The sequence below is a fragment of the Nocardioides sp. LML1-1-1.1 genome, assembly GCF_040676175.1.
GTDB lineage: Bacteria > Actinomycetota > Actinomycetes > Propionibacteriales > Nocardioidaceae > Nocardioides.
The window spans coordinates 108,356-126,485 of sequence record NZ_JBEGHK010000006.1; the positions used below are offsets into that span (position 1 = coordinate 108,356).

General features: G+C 72.7%; 17 protein-coding genes. 14 read left to right on the forward strand and 3 right to left on the reverse strand.

All coding sequences use genetic code 11. The features are described from left to right. Positions 1-28 precede the first annotated feature (28 nt). Both MRBLML1_RS19680 and MRBLML1_RS19685 read left to right on the forward strand, forming a co-directional pair. Positions 29-1,702 (forward strand): hypothetical protein, encoded by a 1,674-nt coding sequence (locus MRBLML1_RS19680; protein ID WP_364519197.1) that lies wholly within the window; start codon positions 29-31, stop codon positions 1,700-1,702. Then, entirely contained in the window at positions 1,699-2,715 is a 1,017-nt protein-coding gene (locus MRBLML1_RS19685; protein ID WP_364519200.1) for a hypothetical protein, read from the forward strand. Before MRBLML1_RS19680 ends, MRBLML1_RS19685 begins: the two co-directional genes overlap by 4 nt. Before the next feature lie 59 nt (positions 2,716-2,774). Here the strand turns inward: MRBLML1_RS19685 and pseI are convergent, their stop codons facing one another. Both pseI and MRBLML1_RS19695 read right to left on the reverse strand, forming a co-directional pair. Next, positions 2,775-3,830 carry a pseudaminic acid synthase gene (pseI, locus tag MRBLML1_RS19690; RefSeq protein ID WP_364519202.1) on the reverse strand — a complete coding sequence of 352 codons (1,056 nt, stop codon included), beginning with the start codon at positions 3,828-3,830 and terminating at the stop codon, positions 2,775-2,777. Then, positions 3,827-4,387 (reverse strand): GNAT family N-acetyltransferase, encoded by a 561-nt coding sequence (locus MRBLML1_RS19695; RefSeq protein ID WP_364519204.1) that lies wholly within the window; start codon positions 4,385-4,387, stop codon positions 3,827-3,829. Before MRBLML1_RS19695 ends, pseI begins: the two co-directional genes overlap by 4 nt. Positions 4,388-4,452: 65 nt before the next feature. Between MRBLML1_RS19695 and MRBLML1_RS19700 the strand changes: the two genes are divergently transcribed. The 10 genes from MRBLML1_RS19700 to MRBLML1_RS19745 all read left to right on the forward strand — a co-directional run bounded on the left by MRBLML1_RS19700 (position 4,453) and on the right by MRBLML1_RS19745 (position 12,778). Further along, entirely contained in the window at positions 4,453-4,704 is a 252-nt protein-coding gene (locus MRBLML1_RS19700; RefSeq protein ID WP_364519206.1) for a phosphopantetheine-binding protein, read from the forward strand. Further along, entirely contained in the window at positions 4,701-5,927 is a 1,227-nt protein-coding gene (locus MRBLML1_RS19705) for an AMP-binding protein (protein ID WP_364519208.1), read from the forward strand. The genes MRBLML1_RS19700 and MRBLML1_RS19705 overlap by 4 nt, the downstream gene beginning before the upstream one ends. Further along, on the forward strand, positions 5,920-6,666 hold the full coding sequence (locus MRBLML1_RS19710; RefSeq protein WP_364519210.1) for an SDR family NAD(P)-dependent oxidoreductase: 747 nt from the start codon (positions 5,920-5,922) through the stop codon (positions 6,664-6,666). The genes MRBLML1_RS19705 and MRBLML1_RS19710 overlap by 8 nt, the downstream gene beginning before the upstream one ends. After that, positions 6,650-7,036: a hypothetical protein gene (locus tag MRBLML1_RS19715; protein ID WP_364519212.1), complete on the forward strand. Its 387-nt coding sequence runs from the start codon at positions 6,650-6,652 to the stop codon at positions 7,034-7,036. The genes MRBLML1_RS19710 and MRBLML1_RS19715 overlap by 17 nt, the downstream gene beginning before the upstream one ends. Before the next feature lie 156 nt (positions 7,037-7,192). Beyond that, positions 7,193-8,098, forward strand: a complete 906-nt coding sequence (locus tag MRBLML1_RS19720) for a Rossmann-like and DUF2520 domain-containing protein (RefSeq protein ID WP_364519214.1) — start codon at positions 7,193-7,195, stop codon at positions 8,096-8,098. Next, the gene (gene panC / locus MRBLML1_RS19725; RefSeq protein WP_364519216.1) at positions 8,095-8,985 is read left to right on the forward strand and encodes a pantoate--beta-alanine ligase; all 891 of its coding nucleotides are present in this window, start codon (positions 8,095-8,097) and stop codon (positions 8,983-8,985) included. Before MRBLML1_RS19720 ends, panC begins: the two co-directional genes overlap by 4 nt. Before the next feature lie 17 nt (positions 8,986-9,002). Then, positions 9,003-9,422, forward strand: coding sequence for an aspartate 1-decarboxylase (gene panD / locus MRBLML1_RS19730; RefSeq protein WP_364519218.1), 420 nt, complete (start codon positions 9,003-9,005; stop codon positions 9,420-9,422). A gap of 13 nt (positions 9,423-9,435) precedes the next feature. Beyond that, positions 9,436-11,094 (forward strand): L-aspartate oxidase, encoded by a 1,659-nt coding sequence (locus MRBLML1_RS19735; protein WP_364519220.1) that lies wholly within the window; start codon positions 9,436-9,438, stop codon positions 11,092-11,094. Then, positions 11,091-12,008, forward strand: coding sequence for a carboxylating nicotinate-nucleotide diphosphorylase (gene nadC, locus MRBLML1_RS19740; RefSeq protein ID WP_364519222.1), 918 nt, complete (start codon positions 11,091-11,093; stop codon positions 12,006-12,008). Before MRBLML1_RS19735 ends, nadC begins: the two co-directional genes overlap by 4 nt. Next, positions 12,005-12,778: a type III pantothenate kinase gene (locus MRBLML1_RS19745; RefSeq protein WP_364519225.1), complete on the forward strand. Its 774-nt coding sequence runs from the start codon at positions 12,005-12,007 to the stop codon at positions 12,776-12,778. The genes nadC and MRBLML1_RS19745 overlap by 4 nt, the downstream gene beginning before the upstream one ends. A 6-nt stretch (positions 12,779-12,784) precedes the next feature. Here the strand turns inward: MRBLML1_RS19745 and MRBLML1_RS19750 are convergent, their stop codons facing one another. Continuing rightward, positions 12,785-14,902, reverse strand: a complete 2,118-nt coding sequence (locus tag MRBLML1_RS19750; RefSeq protein ID WP_364519227.1) for an acyltransferase family protein — start codon at positions 14,900-14,902, stop codon at positions 12,785-12,787. A 150-nt stretch (positions 14,903-15,052) separates the two neighbouring features. On the opposite strand from MRBLML1_RS19750, the gene MRBLML1_RS19755 reads away from it, so the two are divergent. Together MRBLML1_RS19755 and MRBLML1_RS19760 are read left to right on the forward strand one after the other, a co-directional pair. After that, positions 15,053-15,385: a histone-like nucleoid-structuring protein Lsr2 gene (locus tag MRBLML1_RS19755; RefSeq protein ID WP_364519229.1), complete on the forward strand. Its 333-nt coding sequence runs from the start codon at positions 15,053-15,055 to the stop codon at positions 15,383-15,385. A gap of 135 nt (positions 15,386-15,520) precedes the next feature. Then, entirely contained in the window at positions 15,521-18,076 is a 2,556-nt protein-coding gene (locus tag MRBLML1_RS19760; RefSeq protein ID WP_364519231.1) for an ATP-dependent Clp protease ATP-binding subunit, read from the forward strand. Positions 18,077-18,130: the final 54 nt, after the last annotated feature.

An 18,130-nucleotide genomic window follows, 5' to 3' on the forward strand; every position in this document is an offset into this window, starting at 1 on the left:
GGGCTATCACAGTTGATATAACTGGCTGGTGCGCGAGCTGACCGACTTCCGGCCATTCCTCCGTACCGCCTCGACGTTCTGGCGCCACAACGTGCTGCCGGAGTCCGAGCGGATCATCCTCGTCGAGGCGATGAGCCAGGACCTGCGGGTGACGCTGCGCAACCTCACCGTCGCCAACGCCCTGCGCCGGATGGAGCCCGCCCGCGTCATCGTCTACAGCGGTGCCGACGAGGACTGGAACCAGATCGTCTGGACCTACTTCAACCTCGAGGAGATCTCGCAGATGGCCACGGCGTACGGCGCCGAGACCGTCTTCGACGTGCACGCGCTCGTGGACGCCCGGGTCGCCGGGACCGCCGAGCCGCTCGAGGTCGCCGGCGTGGACCTCGGCGGCGACCTGCCGGACTCCGGGATCTCCGCGGAGAGCTTCGAGGAGATCGTCTACGCCACCGCCTGCCGGATGGCCCTGGTCGCCCGCCTCGACGACTCCCCGGAGCTGCAGGCGAAGAAGGCGCACGTCGCCGCGCGCAGCGCCGAGTTCGCCAAGATCTACGACGCCCTGCTCGCCAACAACGACGTGGTCGCGCTGATCACCAGCCACGTCGACTACAACAACTTCGGGCTCGGGGTCGAGGCGGCGCTGCGCCACGACGTACCCGTCCTCTTCCCGCAGTCGACCGGCGGGCTCAAGGTCTACGGCCTGTTCCCGGAGAAGCTGCCCGCGGGCGCGCCGATCCGGGCCGGGCTGACCTCGCAGCTGGGGGAGTTCTTCGACAAGCACCTGTGGCCCAACCGCGAGCTGCTGCACCGCAGCTCCGAGCTGACCCAGTGGCGGGCCAAGGCCACCCTCGGCCGCCCGTCGTGGTGGCGTGCCGGTGCCGACTTCTCCAGCGTCGAGCTGCAGACGCCCGCCGACCGGGCCGCGGTCCGGGTGCCCGCCGGGCGCCGGGTCGGCCTGGACCCGTCGAAGCCGACGGTCGCGGTCTTCAACCACGCCGTCTCCGACGCGCTCGGGACCAACTGGGAGGTGTTCGCGGACCTCGGCGACTGGATCGAGCAGACGGCCGCGTGGGCCGCCGAGCACGACGAGGTCAACTGGATGTTCCTCGACCACCCCCACCAGCACATGTACGACGCGACCGGCTTCTTCGACGGGGTCGCGGCGCGCTACACCGACCAGCCGCACATGAAGTTCATGCGCAGCCTGGACCTGTCGAAGAACTACCTGACCGCGCTCACCGACCTCGTGCTCACCGTGCGCGGCAGCGTCAGCAGCGAGTACCCCGCGCTCGGCATCCCCGCCCTGCAGTGCGGTTGGTCGGAGTGGAGCGCGTGCGGCTTCACCACGGTCGCCGGCAGCGTGGAGGAGTACTTCACCGAGCTGCAGCGTCACGTCGACGGCCTGCTCGCCGGTGAGGAGCTGATCACGCCGGAGCAGGTCGAGCGGGCCCGGCTGTGGATGTGGTTCTACCGCTGCGCCAGCGACGTCCCGTCCGGGCTGGTCCAGCAGTGGCCGGTCGGCGAGGGCGACGAGCTCTTCGAGATCCTGGCCGTCAACATGCTGCACGTGGAGTCCGACGGCGAGCCGGCGTTCGCCGCGGTGCACCGGATGTGGCGCCGCCGGGAGGCGTTCCTGTCCCGCTTCGACTGGGAGGTCCCGCCGGAGCTCCTCGCGATGCAGCTGGGGGTGGTCGCGTCATGAGCGGCGTCTTCGAGCTCCCCTCGCTGCACCTGGGCACCTCCTTCGACCGGCCCGCGCGTCGGCACGAGCTGCCCGTCTACCTCGACCAGGACGTCCCGGGCGCCGTGGCACTGATCGACGGGGCGGTCCGCGCGCCGCACCGGCTCGCCCGCGTCGTACGGCCCTCGGGGATGCTGGGCCTGTCCCTGGTCCGCCCGGCCGGCCCGATCACGGTCCACCTCGACATCCGCATCGACGGCCTGTCCAACGAGATGTGGCACGACAACATGCTCGGCAGCCGGGCGAAGATGGCGCGCAGCGACGACAAGGACCGCGAGGTCCCGCTCCCCGACGTCTCCGGACGCCACCGCCTGCTCCGCTTCACCGCGCAGGGCCGCACCATCGCCGGCGCCGCCCTCGGCCTGCGCCGCTACGACGGCGAGGCGACCGTCGAGCAAGTCTCCTTCCAGGTCACCCCCGACGAGCTCGGCGACGACGGCATGCTGATGATCGGCATGGAGTCCTCGCGCGCCGACGAGCAGGAGTGGCCCACCGGTGCCGCGATGCCCGACGGCGTCGTCGGCATCGCCGTCGTCCGCGCCCACCTGCGCCTCGGCTCGGAGCCGATCGCCCCACGGGTGGCCGTCGGCCGCCACGACGACCAGGGCGCGCTGGTGCTCGGCCAGAGCGGGATCCTCGTCGTCAACCCGGGCATGCCGGACACCGGCACCGAGATCGAGGTCGGAGTGCGTGGTGTCGGCGGCGACCGCCTGCGCGGGCGCCGGGCCCGGGTCAAGCACCCCGGTCGCGCGGTGCGCGAGCTCGCCCAGGACCGGGTCGTCGACAAGTCCCACGGCATCGGGATCGCCGTGCGCACGCTCGACGGCGCCGACGTACCGGGGGCGGACGTCGATGGCGCGCGGCTGCGCCTGCCCGCCGGCACCGGCCCGGTGATGGTCCGGCTGACGAAGCAGTCGCCGTCGGGCGAGCCGGCTCTGGTCGACTGGAGCGTGCGCAGCCGCGCGCTGCCGTGAGGCGCTCGCGGCCGGCGAGGCGGTCCTGACCGTCTGCGGGTCCGGGCCCGCGTGCCCCGCTACAGCAGGTCGAGCGACATGGGCGTGCCCATCGGCACGTCCTGCCGGAACTCGCGCCCCTCGATGTCGCGGAACGAGTCGGGCGGCATGCCGTCGGCGGGGCGGACCGAGCGGACGTTGTCGGGGCCGACCTTCTCGCCGGCCTTGACGTCGCGGGAGACGAAGAGGGAGCGGCGGAAGCGCAGCCCCTCGGCCTCGATCTCCTTCGGCCCGATCCGGGCCTCGCCCATCGCCTGCCAGGCGATCTTGGTCTCGCGCACCAGGGAGGCGAACTCGCCCGGGTCGAGGGAGAAGTCGGCGTCCACGCCACCGTCGGCGCGGTCGAGGGTCAGGTGCTTCTCGATCACGGTGGCGCCGAGGGCGACCGCGGCGACCGAGGCGCCGATGCCGAGGGTGTGGTCGGAGAGCCCGACCTGGACGTCGAGCGCGTCGCGCAGGACCGGGATGCCGCGCAGGTTGGACGCCTCCGGGGGAGCGGGGTACGACGCGGTGCAGGCCAGCACGACCAGGTGCTCGTTGCCCGTCTCGCGGGCCGCGCGGACGGCGGCGTCGATCTCGCCCATGGTGGCGGTGCCGGTGGAGATGATGGTCGGCAGCCCGGTCGCCGCGATCGAGCGGATCAGCGGCAGGTCGGTGATCTCGCTGGAGGCCGACTTGATCAGCGGGACACCGAGGCCGTGCAGGAAGTCGACCGCGGTCGGGTCGAAGGGCGCGCTGAAGCCGAGCATGCCCAGCTCCTGGGCGAGCGCGAAGATCGGCTCGTGCCAGTCCCAGGGCGTGTGCGCCTCGGTGTAGAGGTCGTAGAGCCGGCGGTCGGGCCACAGCGGGTGGTCCGCGCTGAGCCGGAACATCGGGGAGTCGACGTCGAGGGTGATCGTGTCGGCGGTGTAGGTCTGGATCTTGACCGCGTGCGCGCCCGCGTCGGCGGCGGCGCGGACGATCTCGAGCGCGCGCTCGAGGTCGCCGTTGTGGTTGCCGGACATCTCGGCGATCACGAACGGCTCGGCGTCGGGGCCGATGGTGCGGCCGCCGACCTGGATGGCGTCCTGGGTCATCGGGTGCCTTCCTCTGTGCTGCTCTCTGGACTGCTCTGTGGGCGGGTCTTGCGTGCTCCGCGCCGGTCCTCGCGGCGCAGGCTGATCGGGTGGACCTCGATGGTGCGGCCGTCGACCTCGCGGGTCTCGGCGGGGCCCTCGGTGAAACGGAAGCGGCGGTTCATCGAGCGCACCGCCTCGTTGCCGGCGAGCACCTCGCCGTCGAGGGTGTCGACGTCGAGGGTGTCGAAGGCGTACGTCGTGGCCTCCTTCATCACCTGCATCCAGGCGACGAGGGCCAGGCCCTCGGCCTCGACGGTCTCGCTGTCGAGGTAGAAGCCCCACGCGCAGCGGCGCTGCTCGTGGTCGATGTCGAAGAAGCTGACCACGCCGAGCGCGCGCTCGCCGAGCTCGAACACCAGCACCCGGCGGGTGGGGTCCTCGCGGGTGCGCGCCCACCAGCCCGCGTGCTCCTCGGCGGAGATCTCGTGCTGGTTGATGCTCACCGCCCGGTTGGCGGGCTGGTTGCGCCACGCCCGCATGGCGTCGACGTCGCCGTCCCCGGCGGGACGCAGCATGGTTCCTCCTCGACTGGGGCCGCTGGAGTGCGGCTCCCTGCGCGGCTAACGGTAGTCTGCCCGCCATGACGACGGTTCCCCGCGATCGCCTTCGTGAGCTGATGGGTGAGGTTCTGGCCGCGCAGGGCAAGACGCTGCCCGACAACGACGACGCGCAGCTGGCCGACATCGGCTTCCGGTCCCTCGACTTCAGCGAGCTCGCCCTCCGGGTCGAGGACGAGATCGACGAGGAGCTGAACTTCGACGCCGCCGGCCTGCGCCAGATCACCACGATCGCGCACGTCCTCGACCTGCTGACCGAGATCCAGGCCGCGTGAGCCTGCGCCACGCGAGCAACCGCCTGATCGACGCCGCGAGCGGCGAGCAGGTCACCTGGGCCGACCTCGAGCCGCTCGACCTCCCCGCCCCGGCAGCGGTGGTCGTCGCGTCGTCGTACGACGCGATGCGGGCGGTCAAGCAGCACGCCGAGACCGGCGCGGAGCTCCTCGTGGTGGCGGCGGGCCGGATGGAGGCCAACCTGCGGGCCGATCTGCTCGCGGCCGGCTTCAACGTCGTCGACCCCGACGGCACGATCGAGGCCGCGTCGGTGACCCGCGAGCCCGAGCCGGGCCGCCTGTGGCTGCTGACCTCCGGCTCCACCGGCCGGCCCAAGCAGATCGGCCACACCCTCGACTCCCTGACCACGGTCGCCGGCGACATGGCGCCGCGGACCTGGCTGTGCCCCTACTCGCCCGGCACCTACGCCTGGTGGCAGGTGGTCACGCTGGGTCTCGGCTCCGCCGGCCAGGACCTCGTCGTCGTCGACCCGGCCCAGCTCGACCAGTGGGTCGCGGCCGGCGTCGAGCACGGCGTCACCGCCGCCTCCGGCACCCCGACCTTCTGGCGCCAGACCACGATGTCCCAGGCCGACGACCTGGCGAAGGTGCCGCTGCAGCAGGTCAGCCTCGGTGGCGAGCCCGTCGACCAGGCGATCCTCGACCAGCTGCGCACCTTCTTCCCCGAGGCCCGGATCTCCTGGATCTACGCCTCCTCCGAGGTGGGCGCCTCGATCGTCGTCCACGACGGCCGCGCCGGGTTCCCGGTGGAGTGGCTGGGGCGCGAGGCCGAGGGCCGCCCGCGGATCGACGTCGAGGACGGCGAGCTCGTCATCACCTCGCCCCACCACGGCGAGGGCCTCGGCGGCCCGGTCCGCACCGGTGACGCGGTGGTCGTCGAGGACGGCCGCGTGCTGATCACCGGCCGGCTCAACACCGACGAGATCAACATCGGCGGCGCGAAGGTCTCCGCGGGCGTCGTGCGCGGGGTCCTGCAGTCCCACCCCGCCGTGGCCTGGGCCCACGTCCGCGGCCGCAAGGCGCCGCTCGTCGGCAACCTCGTCGTCGCCGAGGTGGTCCTCACCTCGGGCGAGACCACCGCCCCCGACCTGCTGGCCGAGCTCAACGCCTGGTGCGCCGAGCGCCTGCCGGAGTACGGCGTCCCGCGGCGCATCAAGCTGCTCGCCGCCATCCCGACCAAGGAGACCCTGAAGAGCGATGTCTGAAGCCACCCTCGTCCCGCCCGCCGGCGTCGTCCTGATCTCCGGCGCCTCGCGCGGTCTCGGTCTCGCGATGGTCACCGACCTGCTCGAGCAGGGAGTCAAGGTCGCGGCCTTCGCACGCACCGTGACCCCCGAGCTCGACGCCCTCGCCGAGCGGTTCCCCGACACCAGCCACTTCGGCTCGGTCGACATCACCGACGCCGCCGCCACGCAGGCCTTCGTCAAGGAGGTCGAGGCCGAGCTGGGCGTCATCGACGGGCTGGTCAACAACGCCGCGGTCGGCCAGGACTCGCTCCACGTGCACACCTCGGCTGACGAGATCTCGCGGATCATCGAGACCAACCTGACCGCGCCGCTGGTGCTCACCCGCTACTGGCTGCGCCGCCTGATGGGCAAGGGACGCCGCGGCCGGCTGATCAACATCACCTCGATCTGCGGCCAGCGCGGCTACCAGGGCCTGGTCGCCTACTCCTCCACCAAGGCCGGCCTCGACGGCGCCACCCGCGCCATCGCCCGCGAGATGGCCGGCCGGGTGCTCGCCAACTCGGTCGCGCCGGGCTTCTTCGCCTCCGAGATGTCCGCGGTGCTCGGGCAGAACCAGCTCGAGTCGATCACCCGTCGTACGCCGTCGGGCGCGATGACCTCGCCCGAGGACGTCGTCCCGGTCGTGCGCACGCTGCTGCTCGACCAGACCAACATCAACGGCCAGGCGATCGTCATCGACGGTGGCGGCTCCATCTGACCCGCTCTCCCAGCTCCGCGTCGGCACCGACGCGGAGCTGAGCCGGTACGACGCCCGCTCGCACCTCTCCGACGGCCGGGTCGTGGCCTGGACGGGTCCTCCTGGCGAGGTCGCGATCGACGCCGAGGTCGAGCGCCCGGTGCCACCCGCGCTGGCGGCCCGGCACGGCGAGAGCGAGTTCTGGGAGCGATGGACCCGGCTGGAGTGCCTGGCCAAGCTGACCGGGGTCCCGGTCGTGCTGCTCCAGCGGGACGGCCTCGCCGCCGACCCGGGGCCGGACGTCGAGCTGGTGACCGGCCGGCTGCACCCGGACGCCGGCACGACGCTCGTCGTGAGCATCGCCCGGCGCCCTGATCCGCGTGTGACCTAGCCCACCGATCCGATCCGTTCCCGCGGGCGGGCGGTCCGGCGTACCGTTGAGGTGTCCCGGAACCCCGGGACGCACCTCTTGAGCACAACGTCCGGTACCCACACCGGCTGCCCCGCACGGAGCAGTGGTCGGTGGGACGGGAACGAAAGGTTCACGATGTCCCACGTCCTTCGTGTGGGTGTCGTCGGCGCGGGTCGCGTCGGCGCCGTCCTGGCCGCTGCCCTCCGCGCGGCCGGTCACCCCGTCGTCGCCGCCGCCGGCGAGTCCGACGCCTCGCGCCGTCGCGCCGAGGCGCTGCTGCCCGGCGTGCCGCTGCGCAAGCCGAGCGACGTCGCCCGCGCGGCCGACCTGCTCCTGCTGACCGTCCCCGACGACATGCTCCCGAACGTGGTCCGGGTGCTCGCCGACAGCGGCGCGCTCCGTGAGGGCCAGGTCGTCGCGCACACCTCCGGCCGCCACGGCCTCGCCGTGCTCGCCCCCGCCGCCGCGGTGGGCGCGCGGGTGATCGCGCTGCACCCGGCGATGACCTTCACGGGCACTGCCGTGGACCTGGAGCGGTTGCACGGCTGCGTCTTCGGGCTCACCGCCGGCCCGGCCGAGCACGACCTCGCCGAGCAGCTCGTCGCCGACCTGGGCGGGCGCGCCAACTGGGTGCCCGAGCAGATGCGCACGCTCTACCACGCGGGCCTCGCGCACGGCGCCAACCACCTGGTCACCCTGGTGAGCGAGGCGATGGGCCTGCTCGCCGCCGCCGGGGTCGACGACCCGGCCGGCACGCTGCGCCCGCTGCTCGACGCCGCACTCGACAACGCGCTCGCCCACGGCGACGCCGCGCTCACCGGCCCGATCGTGCGCGGCGACGTGCAGACGGTCGCGGCGCACCTGAAGGACATCTCCGCCAACGCGCCCGACACCCTGCCGTCGTACGTCGCGATGGCGTGGGCCACCCTCGACCGGGCCGTCACCGACGGCCGGCTGCTGCCGATCCAGGCCCAGAAGATCGCCACCGTCCTCAGCGCCTACGGCGACCGCCGGGTGCTGCCCCACCGCGAGAACGCATGACCACCCTCACCACGCCCGCTGTCGCACGCAGCCGGGCCGACCTCGACGCGCTGCTCGGCGCCCGCCGGGCGGCCGGTCCCGTGGTGCTCGTGCCGACGATGGGTGCGCTGCACGAGGGCCACGCCACGCTGATGCGGATCGCTCGTGAGCGCGCCGGCGCCGAGGGCACCGTGGTGGTCTCGATCTTCGTCAACCCGCTGCAGTTCGGGGCGGGCGAGGACCTCGACCGCTACCCCCGCACCTTCGACGCGGACCTCGAGCTGGCCGGCGGCGAGGGCGTGGACGTGGTGTTCGCGCCGGTCGTCGCGGAGATGTACCCCGACGGCGTGCCGCACGACGGCGCCGCCTCCGAGGCGGTCACCGTCCAGCCCGGCCCGCTCGCCGACGTGCTGGAGGGCGCCAGCCGGCCCGGCCACTTCCGCGGCGTGCTGACCGTGGTCGCCAAGCTCTTCGGCCTGGTCCGCCCCGACGTGGCGGTCTTCGGCGAGAAGGACTACCAGCAGCTCGCCCTGATCCGCCGGATGGTCTCCGACCTGTGCCTGGGCATCGACGTGGTCGGTGCCGAGACCGACCGCGAGCCCGACGGGCTGGCCCGGTCCAGCCGCAACCGCTACCTCGACGCCGAGCAGCGGCAGCAGGCGGTCGCCCTCAGCCGGGCGCTGCGCGCGGCGCAGTCGCGGGCGTCGTACGGCGTCCCGGCGGCGCGGTGGGCGGCGATGGCCGTGCTCCAGGGGGAGCCGGGTGTCGAGCTCGACTACCTCGCCCTCACCACCACGGGCCTCGGTGAGCTGCCCGACCATCCCGAGCCCGGCACCGAGGGCCGCGTCCTCGTGGCCGCGCGGGTCGGCTCCACCCGCCTGATCGACAACCTTCCCCTGCAGTTCTGATCCCGAGGGAGAACCCCATGCTGCGCACCATGATGAAGTCCAAGATCCACCGCGCGACCGTCACCCAGGCCGACCTGCACTACGTCGGCTCGGTCACCGTCGACGAGGACCTGCTGGAGGCCGCCGACCTGCTGGCCGGCGAGCTCGTGCACATCGTCGACATCACCAACGGCGCCCGCCTGGAGACCTACACGATCGCGGGCGAGCGCGGCAGCGGCGTGATCGGCATCAACGGCGCCGCCGCCCGCCTGGTGCACCCGGGCGACCTGGTCATCCTCATCGGCTACGGCCAGATGAGCACCGAGGAGGCCAAGGAGCACCAGCCGCACGTGGTGTTCGTGGACGCCGACAACAAGATCATGGCCACCGGCTTCGACCCGGCGGAGACCTTCGGCGACCCGGGCCTGTCCCGTGGCGACGTGACCGCCGGTCGCTGAGTAGCCTGCACGGATGCCTGATCACCTGCGCCTGCCCGGGCGGCTCACCGCGCCCAGCCCGGGCTGGACCACCCGCGCCGACGTCGTCATCGTCGGCACCGGCATCGCCGGCCTGACCGCGGCCCTTCGGCTGCGCACCCAGGTCGACAAGGTCCTCGTGGTCACCAAGGACGTGCTGTCCGCGGGCTCCACGCAGTGGGCGCAGGGCGGGATCGCCGCGGCCCTCGGCCCGGGCGACACCCCCGAGCAGCACGAGGTGGACACCCTCGTCGCGGGAGCGGGTGCGTGCGACGCGGACGCCGTACGGGTGCTGGTCAACGAGGGGCCCGACGCGGTGCGCGAGCTGATCGCGCTCGGCACCAACTTCGACCAGACCGCCGACGGGGAGCTCTCCCTGACCCGCGAGGGCGGCCACCACCGCGACCGGATCGCGCACGCCGGCGGCGACGCCACCGGTGCGGAGATCCAGCGCGCCCTGGTCGCCGCGATCGAGGCCGCGCCCGACATCGAGGTCATCCAGCACGCCCTCGCCGTCGACCTGTTGCTGGCCGAGGACGGCGGCGTCGCCGGTCTCACCCTGCACGTGATGGGCGAGGGTCAGCGCGGCGGTGTCGGTGCGGTGCACTGCCGCGCGGTGGTGCTCGCCAGCGGCGGCTTCGGCCAGGTGTTCTCCCAGACGACGAACCCCTCGGTGTCGACCGGCGACGGGATGGCCCTCGCCCTGCGGGGTGGGGCGACCCTGCGCGACCTGGAGTTCGTGCAGTTCCACCCGACGGTGATGTACCTCGGCCCCGACTCCCGCGGCCAGCAGCCGCTCATCTCCGAGGCCGTGCGCGGCGAGGGTGCCTTCCTCGTCGACGACGAGGGCACCCGGTTCATGCAGGGCGTGCACGAGCTGGCCGACCTGGCCCCGCGCGACGTGGTCGCCAAGGCGATCATGAAGCGCATGCTGGAGACCGGCCGTCCGCACATGTGGCTCGACGCGCGGCACCTCGGCGCGGCGTTCTGGGAGAAGCGCTTCCCGACGATCCTCGCCACCGCGCGCTCCCACGGCGTCGACCCGGTCACCCAGCTGATCCCGGTCGCGCCCGCCTGCCACTACGTCTCCGGCGGGGTGCGCACCGACCTCGACGGCCGCAGCGACGTGCCCGGCCTCTACGCCAGCGGCGAGGTCGCCTGCTCCGGTGTGCACGGCGCCAACCGGCTCGCCTCCAACTCGCTGCTCGACGGCCTCGTCTTCTCCCGCCGGATCGCGAACGTGCTCCCCGGCGAGCTGCGGGAGTGGGCGGAGCCGGCCGCCGACACCCGCCCGGCCGGGCTGGTCGCCGGCTCCGCGCGCAAGCAGCTGCAGGAGACGATGACCTCGCGGGCCGGCGTGCTGCGCAGCTCCGCCGGCCTCGGCGAGGCGGCCCGGCTCCTCGACAAGCTCGCCGGCGACACGGCCGAGGTGATCGACCAGGAGGCCTGGGAGACCACCAACCTGCTCACCATCGCGAGCGCGCTCACCGACGCCGCGGCGCTGCGCGAGGAGACCCGCGGATCGCACTGGCGCGAGGACTTCCCCGAGCGCGACGACGAGCGCTTGGCCGGCCACTTCGACGTCCGCGTCGACGACGGCGCGCTGAGCGTCTCCTTCGTCGCCGCGCCCGCCACCGACGGGACCACCCGATGATCGCCCGGACGCCGTACGCCGAGCTGCCGCCGGCCCTCGTCGAGGAGATCGCAGCGGCGGGCCTCGACCCGCGCGCCGTCTACGACCACGTCGCGATCGCCTTCGAGGAGGACCTGCCCGGTGGCGCCGACGACGTCACCAGCGCCGCGATGCCCGACATGGGCGAGGCGGTCGCCGACTTCGCGGCGCGCGAGCCCGGCGTCGTGGCCGGCCTCGCGATCGCCGAGCTCGCCTTCGTCTACGCCCTCGGCGACACGGTGAAGATCACCGGCCGGGTCGCCGACGGCGCCCGGGTCGCGCCCGGCGACGTCGTGCTGACGGTCTCCGGGCCCGTGCGCGGTGTGCTGACCGCCGAGCGCACCGCCCTCAACTTCGCCTCCCACCTCTCCGGTGTCGCGACCGCGACCGCGCAGTGGGTGGACGCGCTGGCCGGCACCCGGGCGCGGGTGCTCGACACGCGCAAGACGCTGCCGGGCTGGCGGGCGCTGCAGAAGTACGCCGTGCGCTGCGGCGGTGGCGTCAACCACCGGTTCAGCCTGGTCGACCGGGCGATGGTGAAGGACAACCACGCGGTGGCCGCCGGGGGCGTCGTCGCGGCGTACCAGGCCGTCGTCGCGGCCAACCCCGGGCTGCGGGTCGAGGTCGAGGTGATGGACCTCGACGAGCTCCGCGCGGTGCTCGCCGCCGGCTGCACCGAGGTGCTGCTCGACAACATGTCCACCGCCGACATGGCCGAGGCGGTGCGCATCAACGCCGACGCCGGCGGGCACGCGACCCTGGAGGCCTCCGGCGGGCTGACCCTGGAGCGGGCCCGCGAGGTCGCCGAGACCGGCGTCGACTTCATCTCCGTCGGCGCACTCACCCACTCGGTGGACGTGTTCGACCTCGGCCTGGACTTCCGGACCCGGCCGTGAGCCTGCTGGCGGCCGACATCGGCAACGCGCACACCGTCCTCGGGCTGCTCGATGACGGCGAGGTGGTCGCCGACTGGCGGGTCTCCACCAACGAGCACCGCACCGCCGACGAGTGGGGCGTGCTGCTGCGCGGGCTGCTCGGCCGCGACGTGGACGCGGTCACCGGGGTCGCTGTGTGCGCGACCGTGCCGTCGGTCCTCAACGCGTGGCGGGAGATGCTCGCCGCGCAGTTCCCCGACGTGCCGCGGGTGATCGTCGAGCCCGGCATCCGCACCGGCGTGCCGATCGTCGTCGACAACCCGCGCGAGGTCGGCACCGACCGGATCATCAACGCCCTGGCCGCCGCCTCCGACTACGCGGGGCCCGCCATCGTCGTCGACTTCGGCGGCACCGCCACCACCTTCGACGTCGTCGACGCCGCCGGCCGCTACGTCGGCGGTGCGATCACCCCCGGCATCGAGATCTCCCTCGACGCCCTCAGCCGGGGCGGCGCCCAGCTGCGCATGGTCGAGCTGGTCCGCCCGCGCGGCGTCATCGGCAAGAACACCGTCGAGGCGCTGCAGTCCGGCATGGTCTTCGGCGTCGCCAGCCAGGTGGAGGGCATGGTCGAGCGGCTGGTCGCCGCGCTCGGCGCGGCCGAGGAGGACGTCGCCGTGATCGCGACCGGCTACCTCGCCCCGCTCGTCCTCGACGAGTGCCGCTGCTTCACCGAGCACGCGCCGTGGCTGACCCTGCGCGGGCTCGGCCTCGTCTACGCGCGCAACACCTAGCCCGACCTAGCCCGCCCGGCGTCCGCGCAGGCTCGCCAGCACCGCCGGCTCCAGGAAGGGCGCCAGCGTGTGGGCGTACGTCGCCGTCACGTGGTTCTCGTCGAAGTAGGTGATCACCCCGCCGTTGACCGCCCGGCACTCGTCCGGGCCGCAGAAGCGGTCGGTGAGGTCGGTCAGGGTGAACCTCGGGTCGTCGGCGGTGGCGATCGCCTCGATCACCGGGTCCGGCCGCACCCAGCGCTTCCGCGAGCCGTCGCAGTCGGCGTAGTCGTCGCCGGCCGCCGCCACGCACTCGGGGATGTCGCGCCCCGGGATCGGGGTGTCGCGGATGGCGAGCACCGGCACCCCGGCGTCCGCGATCCCGCCGAGGACGCGGGCGTAGCCCTCGGCGTAGGGCTCCTGGGAGCCCTTGCGGTCGGTCGGGGCGAGCCCGACGACCGCTGCCTGGGTGCGGTTGGAGACCACCACGAGGTCCGGCTTCTGGTGCGCCAGCGCGTCCGCGGTGCGTCGTACCCAGGCCTGGCAGGCCTCGGTGCCACCCGCCTGGTCGATCTGCTGCGGGGCGTCGGTGGCCGCGCAGCGCGAGGCCAGGTGCGTCTCGATCCGCCAGCCGTGGTCGTCGGCGAGCGACTGGAGGGCCGGCAGCCACTGGCCGGCGTGGGAGTTGCCGAAGAGCGCGATGGTGACCTCGGAGTCGGGGTCGCCGAAGGTGCACTCGATCGACTCGAACGCCGGCGGGCCGGACCAGCAGCTCTTGCCGCCACTGATGTCGTTGTAGGCCTCGGAACGGTCGTCGGCGGCGACCTGCGCGGCCGGGACGAGCTGGGCGTAGGGGATCGCCGGGCAGTCCCTGCCGCCCAGCGCGGCCGCGCCGAAGCACGGACCGCCCTTCTCCAGCGCCGCGGCGACCTGCCGGGCCGACTCCTCCGCGCGGCGGTCCACCTCGGTGAGCTGGACCGTGGCGAGGCCGACCACGACGGCCATCGCGGCGACCGCGACGCCGTAGGTGCGGCGCAGGGTACGCCGGGCGTCGGGTGTCGCGGGGGAGCGGAACGGGCGCTCGACGTACCGCTCGGTGAGGGCGGCGAGGACCAGGGTGAGCACCAGCACGGCGACGACACCGCGCGGGCCGAGGTCGCGGCCGGTGCGGGACGTGGCGACCACGATGAGCGGCCAGTGCCACAGGTAGACCGAGTAGGACACGTCGCCCAGCCAGCGCACCGGTCGCAGCGCGAGGAGCGGGCCGGGGGAGAGCCGGTCGGTGGCGGGGGCGCCGCAGCCGATGAGCAGCACCGCGCCGAGCACGGGCAGTGCGGCCTGGTAGCCGGGGAAGGGGGTGGCGGAGGTGTAGCGCAGTGCGGCGAGCGCGATGAGGGCCAGCCCGGCCCACGCGCCGAGGGCGAGCAGCGGGCCGCGGGCGCGCTCGGCGGCACGCCGTCCGCTCACCGCGCCGGGCACCAGGACCGCGAGCAGGCCGCCGGCGCCGAGCTCCCAGATCCGGGTCGGGGTGACGAAGTACGCCGCGGCGGGGTTGGCCGTGGTCAGGTGCACCGACCAGGCGAAGGAGGCCGCGACCACCAGCCCGAACGCGACGGCCAGCGCGGTGCGCAGGCCGGCGCCGCGCCGGCGGGCGAGCAGGGCGACACCGGCGACCAGCAACGGCCAGCCGAAGTAGAACTGCTCCTCGACCGACAGCGACCAGAAGTGCTGCACGGCGGTGGGGGCGTTGTCCGCGGCGAGGTAGTCGACCGCCTGGCCGGCGAGGGCCCAGTTGACGACGTAGAGGGTGGCGGCGCGGGCGTCGGAGGCGGTGGCCTGCCAGACCGTCTCGGGGGAGAACAGCCGGACCGCGACCAGGGTCGCGGCCAGCACCACCAGCGCCGCCGGCAGCAGGCGGCGGATCCGGCGGCCCCAGAACGCCACCAGCGCGCCGCCGTTCGACGGGGGCCGCGACACGAGGTGGCTGGTGATCAGGAACCCGGAGATCACGAAGAAGACGTCGACGCCGACGAAGCCGCCCGGCAGGGCCGCCGCGTGGAGGTGGTAGACGACCACCGTCAGGACCGCGACGGCGCGCAGGCCCTGGATGTCCGTGCGCAGCGCTCGGCCCTTCTGATCCACCATGACCCGACGATGGTCCCCCAGAAGTCGGCCGAGGTGTTAGTCGGCAATACCTGTCAGTCTTCGGCGAGCAACTTGTCCCATTTTCGAAAATGGATATTATCGATAACGAAATTGCTCACATCTCGGAAATACGAATATCGAGGAGTCCACATGGCGCAGCGCGTCAACATTGTCCTGGTCGACGACATCGACGGCAGCGACGCGACCCAGACCGTCGCCTTCGGTCTCGACGGAGCCAGCTACGAGATCGACCTGAGCGACGCCAACTCCTCGGCGCTGCGCGAGGCCCTCGCGCCGTACCTCGGCCACGCGCGCAAGGTCGGCCGCGGCTCCGGCGGCGGCAAGCGCGCCAGCCGGGCGGCGGCCAACGGCGGCACCTCCGCCAAGGAGATCCGCGAGTGGGCCCGCGAGAACGGGCACGCCGTCCCCGAGCGGGGCCGCATCCCCGCCGACGTCCGCGAGGCCTACGACGCCGCTCACTGACATCTGCCCGAGCACGTCCCCGGAGCAGGTCCGTTCGCTGACAGCGGACGGACCTGTTGCGTTTCCCGGGAACGCATAGGGTGTGAGGGGGGTTGTAGACCTACGAACAGCCCTGTGACGTGTGAGGAGCGTGCAATGTTCGAGCGGTTCACTGACCGAGCCCGCCGGGTGGTCGTGCTGGCCCAGGAAGAGGCCCGCATGCTCTCCCACAACTACATCGGGACCGAGCACATCCTGCTCGGTCTCATCCACGAGGGCGAGGGCGTCGCCGCGAAGGCGCTGGAGTCGCTCGACATCTCGCTGGAGGCCGTGCGCGCGCAGGTCGAGGAGATCATCGGCCAGGGCCAGCAGGCGCCGTCCGGACACATCCCCTTCACGCCGCGGGCGAAGAAGGTCCTCGAGCTCTCGCTGCGCGAGGCGCTGCAGCTGGGCCACTCCTACATCGGCACCGAGCACATCCTGCTCGGCCTGATCCGCGAGGGCGAGGGTGTCGCCGCCCAGGTGCTGCAGAAGCTCGGGGCCGACCTCAACCGGGTCCGCCAGCAGGTGATCCAGCTGCTCTCGGGCTTCCAGGGCAAGGAGACCGGCTCCGCGGCCGCGGCGTCCGGCTCGACCAGCGGTGGGGATGCTCCGTCGTCCTCGCTGGTGCTCGACCAGTTCGGCCGCAACCTGACCCAGGACGCCCGTGAGGGCAAGCTCGACCCGATCATCGGGCGCGCCGCGCAGATCGAGCGCGTGATGCAGGTGCTCTCGCGCCGCACCAAGAACAACCCGGTGCTCATCGGTGAGCCCGGCGTCGGCAAGACCTCGATCGTGGAGGGCCTGGCCCAGGACATCGTCAAGGGCAACGTGCCCGAGACGCTCAAGGACAAGCAGATCTACACCCTCGACCTCGGTGCGCTGGTCGCCGGCTCGCGCTACCGCGGTGACTTCGAGGAGCGCCTGAAGAAGGTGCTCAAGGAGATCCGCACCCGCGGCGACATCGTGCTGTTCATCGACGAGATCCACACCCTCGTCGGTGCCGGCGCGGCCGAGGGCGCCATCGACGCGGCCTCGATCCTCAAGCCGATGCTGGCCCGCGGCGAGCTGCAGACGATCGGTGCGACCACCCTCGACGAGTACCGCAAGTACCTCGAGAAGGACGCCGCGCTCGAGCGCCGGTTCCAGCCGATCCAGGTGCCGGAGCCCTCGATCGCCGACACGATCGAGATGCTCAAGGGCATCCGCGACCGCTACGAGGCGCACCACCGGGTGACCATCACCGACGAGGCGCTGGTCTCGGCCGCGACCCTGGCCGACCGCTACATCTCCGACCGCTTCCTGCCCGACAAGGCGATCGACCTGATCGACGAGGCCGGCTCGCGGCTGCGGATCCGCCGGATGACGGCGCCCGCGGACCTGCGCGAGTACGACGACAAGATCGGCGAGGTCCGCCAGCGCAAGGAGGCCGCGATCGACGGCCAGGACTTCGAGGCCGCCGCGCGCCTGCGCGACGAGGAGAAGCAGCTCATCCTCGCCAAGTCCGAGCGCGAGAAGCAGTGGCGCTCCGGTGACATGGACGAGGTCGCCGAGGTCGACGAGGAGCTGATCGCCGAGGTGCTCGCCGTCGCGACCGGCATCCCGATCGTGAAGCTGTCGGAGGAGGAGTCCACGCGGCTGCTCAAGATGGAGGACGAGCTCCACAAGCGGGTCATCGGCCAGGACGAGGCGGTCAAGGCGCTGTCGCGGGCGATCCGTCGCACCCGCGCCGGGCTGAAGGACCCCAAGCGCCCCGGTGGCTCGTTCATCTTCGCCGGCCCCTCCGGGGTCGGGAAGACGTGGCTGTCCAAGACGCTCGCGGAGTTCCTCTTCGGCGACGAGGACGCCCTGATCCAGCTCGACATGTCGGAGTTCGGCGAGAAGCACACCGTCTCGCGGCTCTTCGGCTCGCCTCCGGGCTACGTCGGCTACGAGGAGGGTGGCCAGCTCACCGAGAAGGTGCGCCGCAAGCCGTTCTCCGTGGTCCTCTTCGACGAGGTCGAGAAGGCCCACCCGGACATCTTCAACAGCCTGCTGCAGATCCTGGAGGAAGGTCGCCTGACCGACTCCCAGGGCCGGGTCGTGGACTTCAAGAACTGCGTCATCATCATGACCACCAACCTCGGCTCGCGCGACATCGGCAAGTCGGTCGGCCTGGGCTTCGGCGGCGGCGACGCGGCCGGCTCCTACGACCGGATGAAGGCCAAGGTCTCCGACGAGCTCAAGCAGCACTTCCGTCCGGAGTTCCTCAACCGGGTCGACGAGATCATCGTCTTCCCGCCGCTGTCGCAGGAGCAGATCATCGCGATGGTCGACAACATGATCGCCGCCGTGGAGGTCCGCCTCCGCGATCGCGACATGAAGCTCGAGCTGACCCAGGCCGCGAAGAACCTGCTCGCCGAGCGGGGCTTCGACCCGGTCCTCGGTGCCCGCCCGCTGCGCCGCACCGTGCAGCGCGAGATCGAGGACGTGCTCGCCGAGAAGATGCTCTACGGCGAGGTCGGCCCCGGCCAGATCGTGCTCGTGGGCGTCGAGGGCGAGGGCCCGAACGCCGTGTTCACCTTCGAGGGCCAGAAGGTCGGCGAGCTGCCGGACCTGCCGCCGCTCGAGACGGTCAACGAGGGTCCGGCGGACGCCTCCGAGCTGACCGGGGACGACTCCGAGTCGGCCTGAGCCTGCTGCTGACGAGCCCGGTCCTCCTTCGGGAGGGCCGGGCTCGCGGCTTGC

Excerpts from the sequence above, each read along its gene's own strand:
- MRBLML1_RS19685 (WP_364519200.1), top strand. The coding sequence starts at position 1,699 with ATGAGCGGCGTCTTCGAGCTCCCCTCGCTGCACCTGGGCACCTCCTTC.
- pseI (WP_364519202.1), bottom strand. The coding sequence starts at position 3,830 with ATGACCCAGGACGCCATCCAGGTCGGCGGCCGCACCATCGGCCCCGAC.
- MRBLML1_RS19695 (WP_364519204.1), bottom strand. The coding sequence starts at position 4,387 with ATGCTGCGTCCCGCCGGGGACGGCGACGTCGACGCCATGCGGGCGTGG.
- MRBLML1_RS19700 (WP_364519206.1), top strand. The coding sequence starts at position 4,453 with ATGACGACGGTTCCCCGCGATCGCCTTCGTGAGCTGATGGGTGAGGTT.
- MRBLML1_RS19710 (WP_364519210.1), top strand. The coding sequence starts at position 5,920 with ATGTCTGAAGCCACCCTCGTCCCGCCCGCCGGCGTCGTCCTGATCTCC.
- MRBLML1_RS19720 (WP_364519214.1), top strand. The coding sequence starts at position 7,193 with ATGTCCCACGTCCTTCGTGTGGGTGTCGTCGGCGCGGGTCGCGTCGGC.
- panC (WP_364519216.1), top strand. The coding sequence starts at position 8,095 with ATGACCACCCTCACCACGCCCGCTGTCGCACGCAGCCGGGCCGACCTC.
- panD (WP_364519218.1), top strand. The coding sequence starts at position 9,003 with ATGCTGCGCACCATGATGAAGTCCAAGATCCACCGCGCGACCGTCACC.
- MRBLML1_RS19735 (WP_364519220.1), top strand. The coding sequence starts at position 9,436 with ATGCCTGATCACCTGCGCCTGCCCGGGCGGCTCACCGCGCCCAGCCCG.
- nadC (WP_364519222.1), top strand. The coding sequence starts at position 11,091 with ATGATCGCCCGGACGCCGTACGCCGAGCTGCCGCCGGCCCTCGTCGAG.
- MRBLML1_RS19750 (WP_364519227.1), bottom strand. The coding sequence starts at position 14,902 with ATGGTGGATCAGAAGGGCCGAGCGCTGCGCACGGACATCCAGGGCCTG.
- MRBLML1_RS19755 (WP_364519229.1), top strand. The coding sequence starts at position 15,053 with ATGGCGCAGCGCGTCAACATTGTCCTGGTCGACGACATCGACGGCAGC.
- MRBLML1_RS19760 (WP_364519231.1), top strand. The coding sequence starts at position 15,521 with ATGTTCGAGCGGTTCACTGACCGAGCCCGCCGGGTGGTCGTGCTGGCC.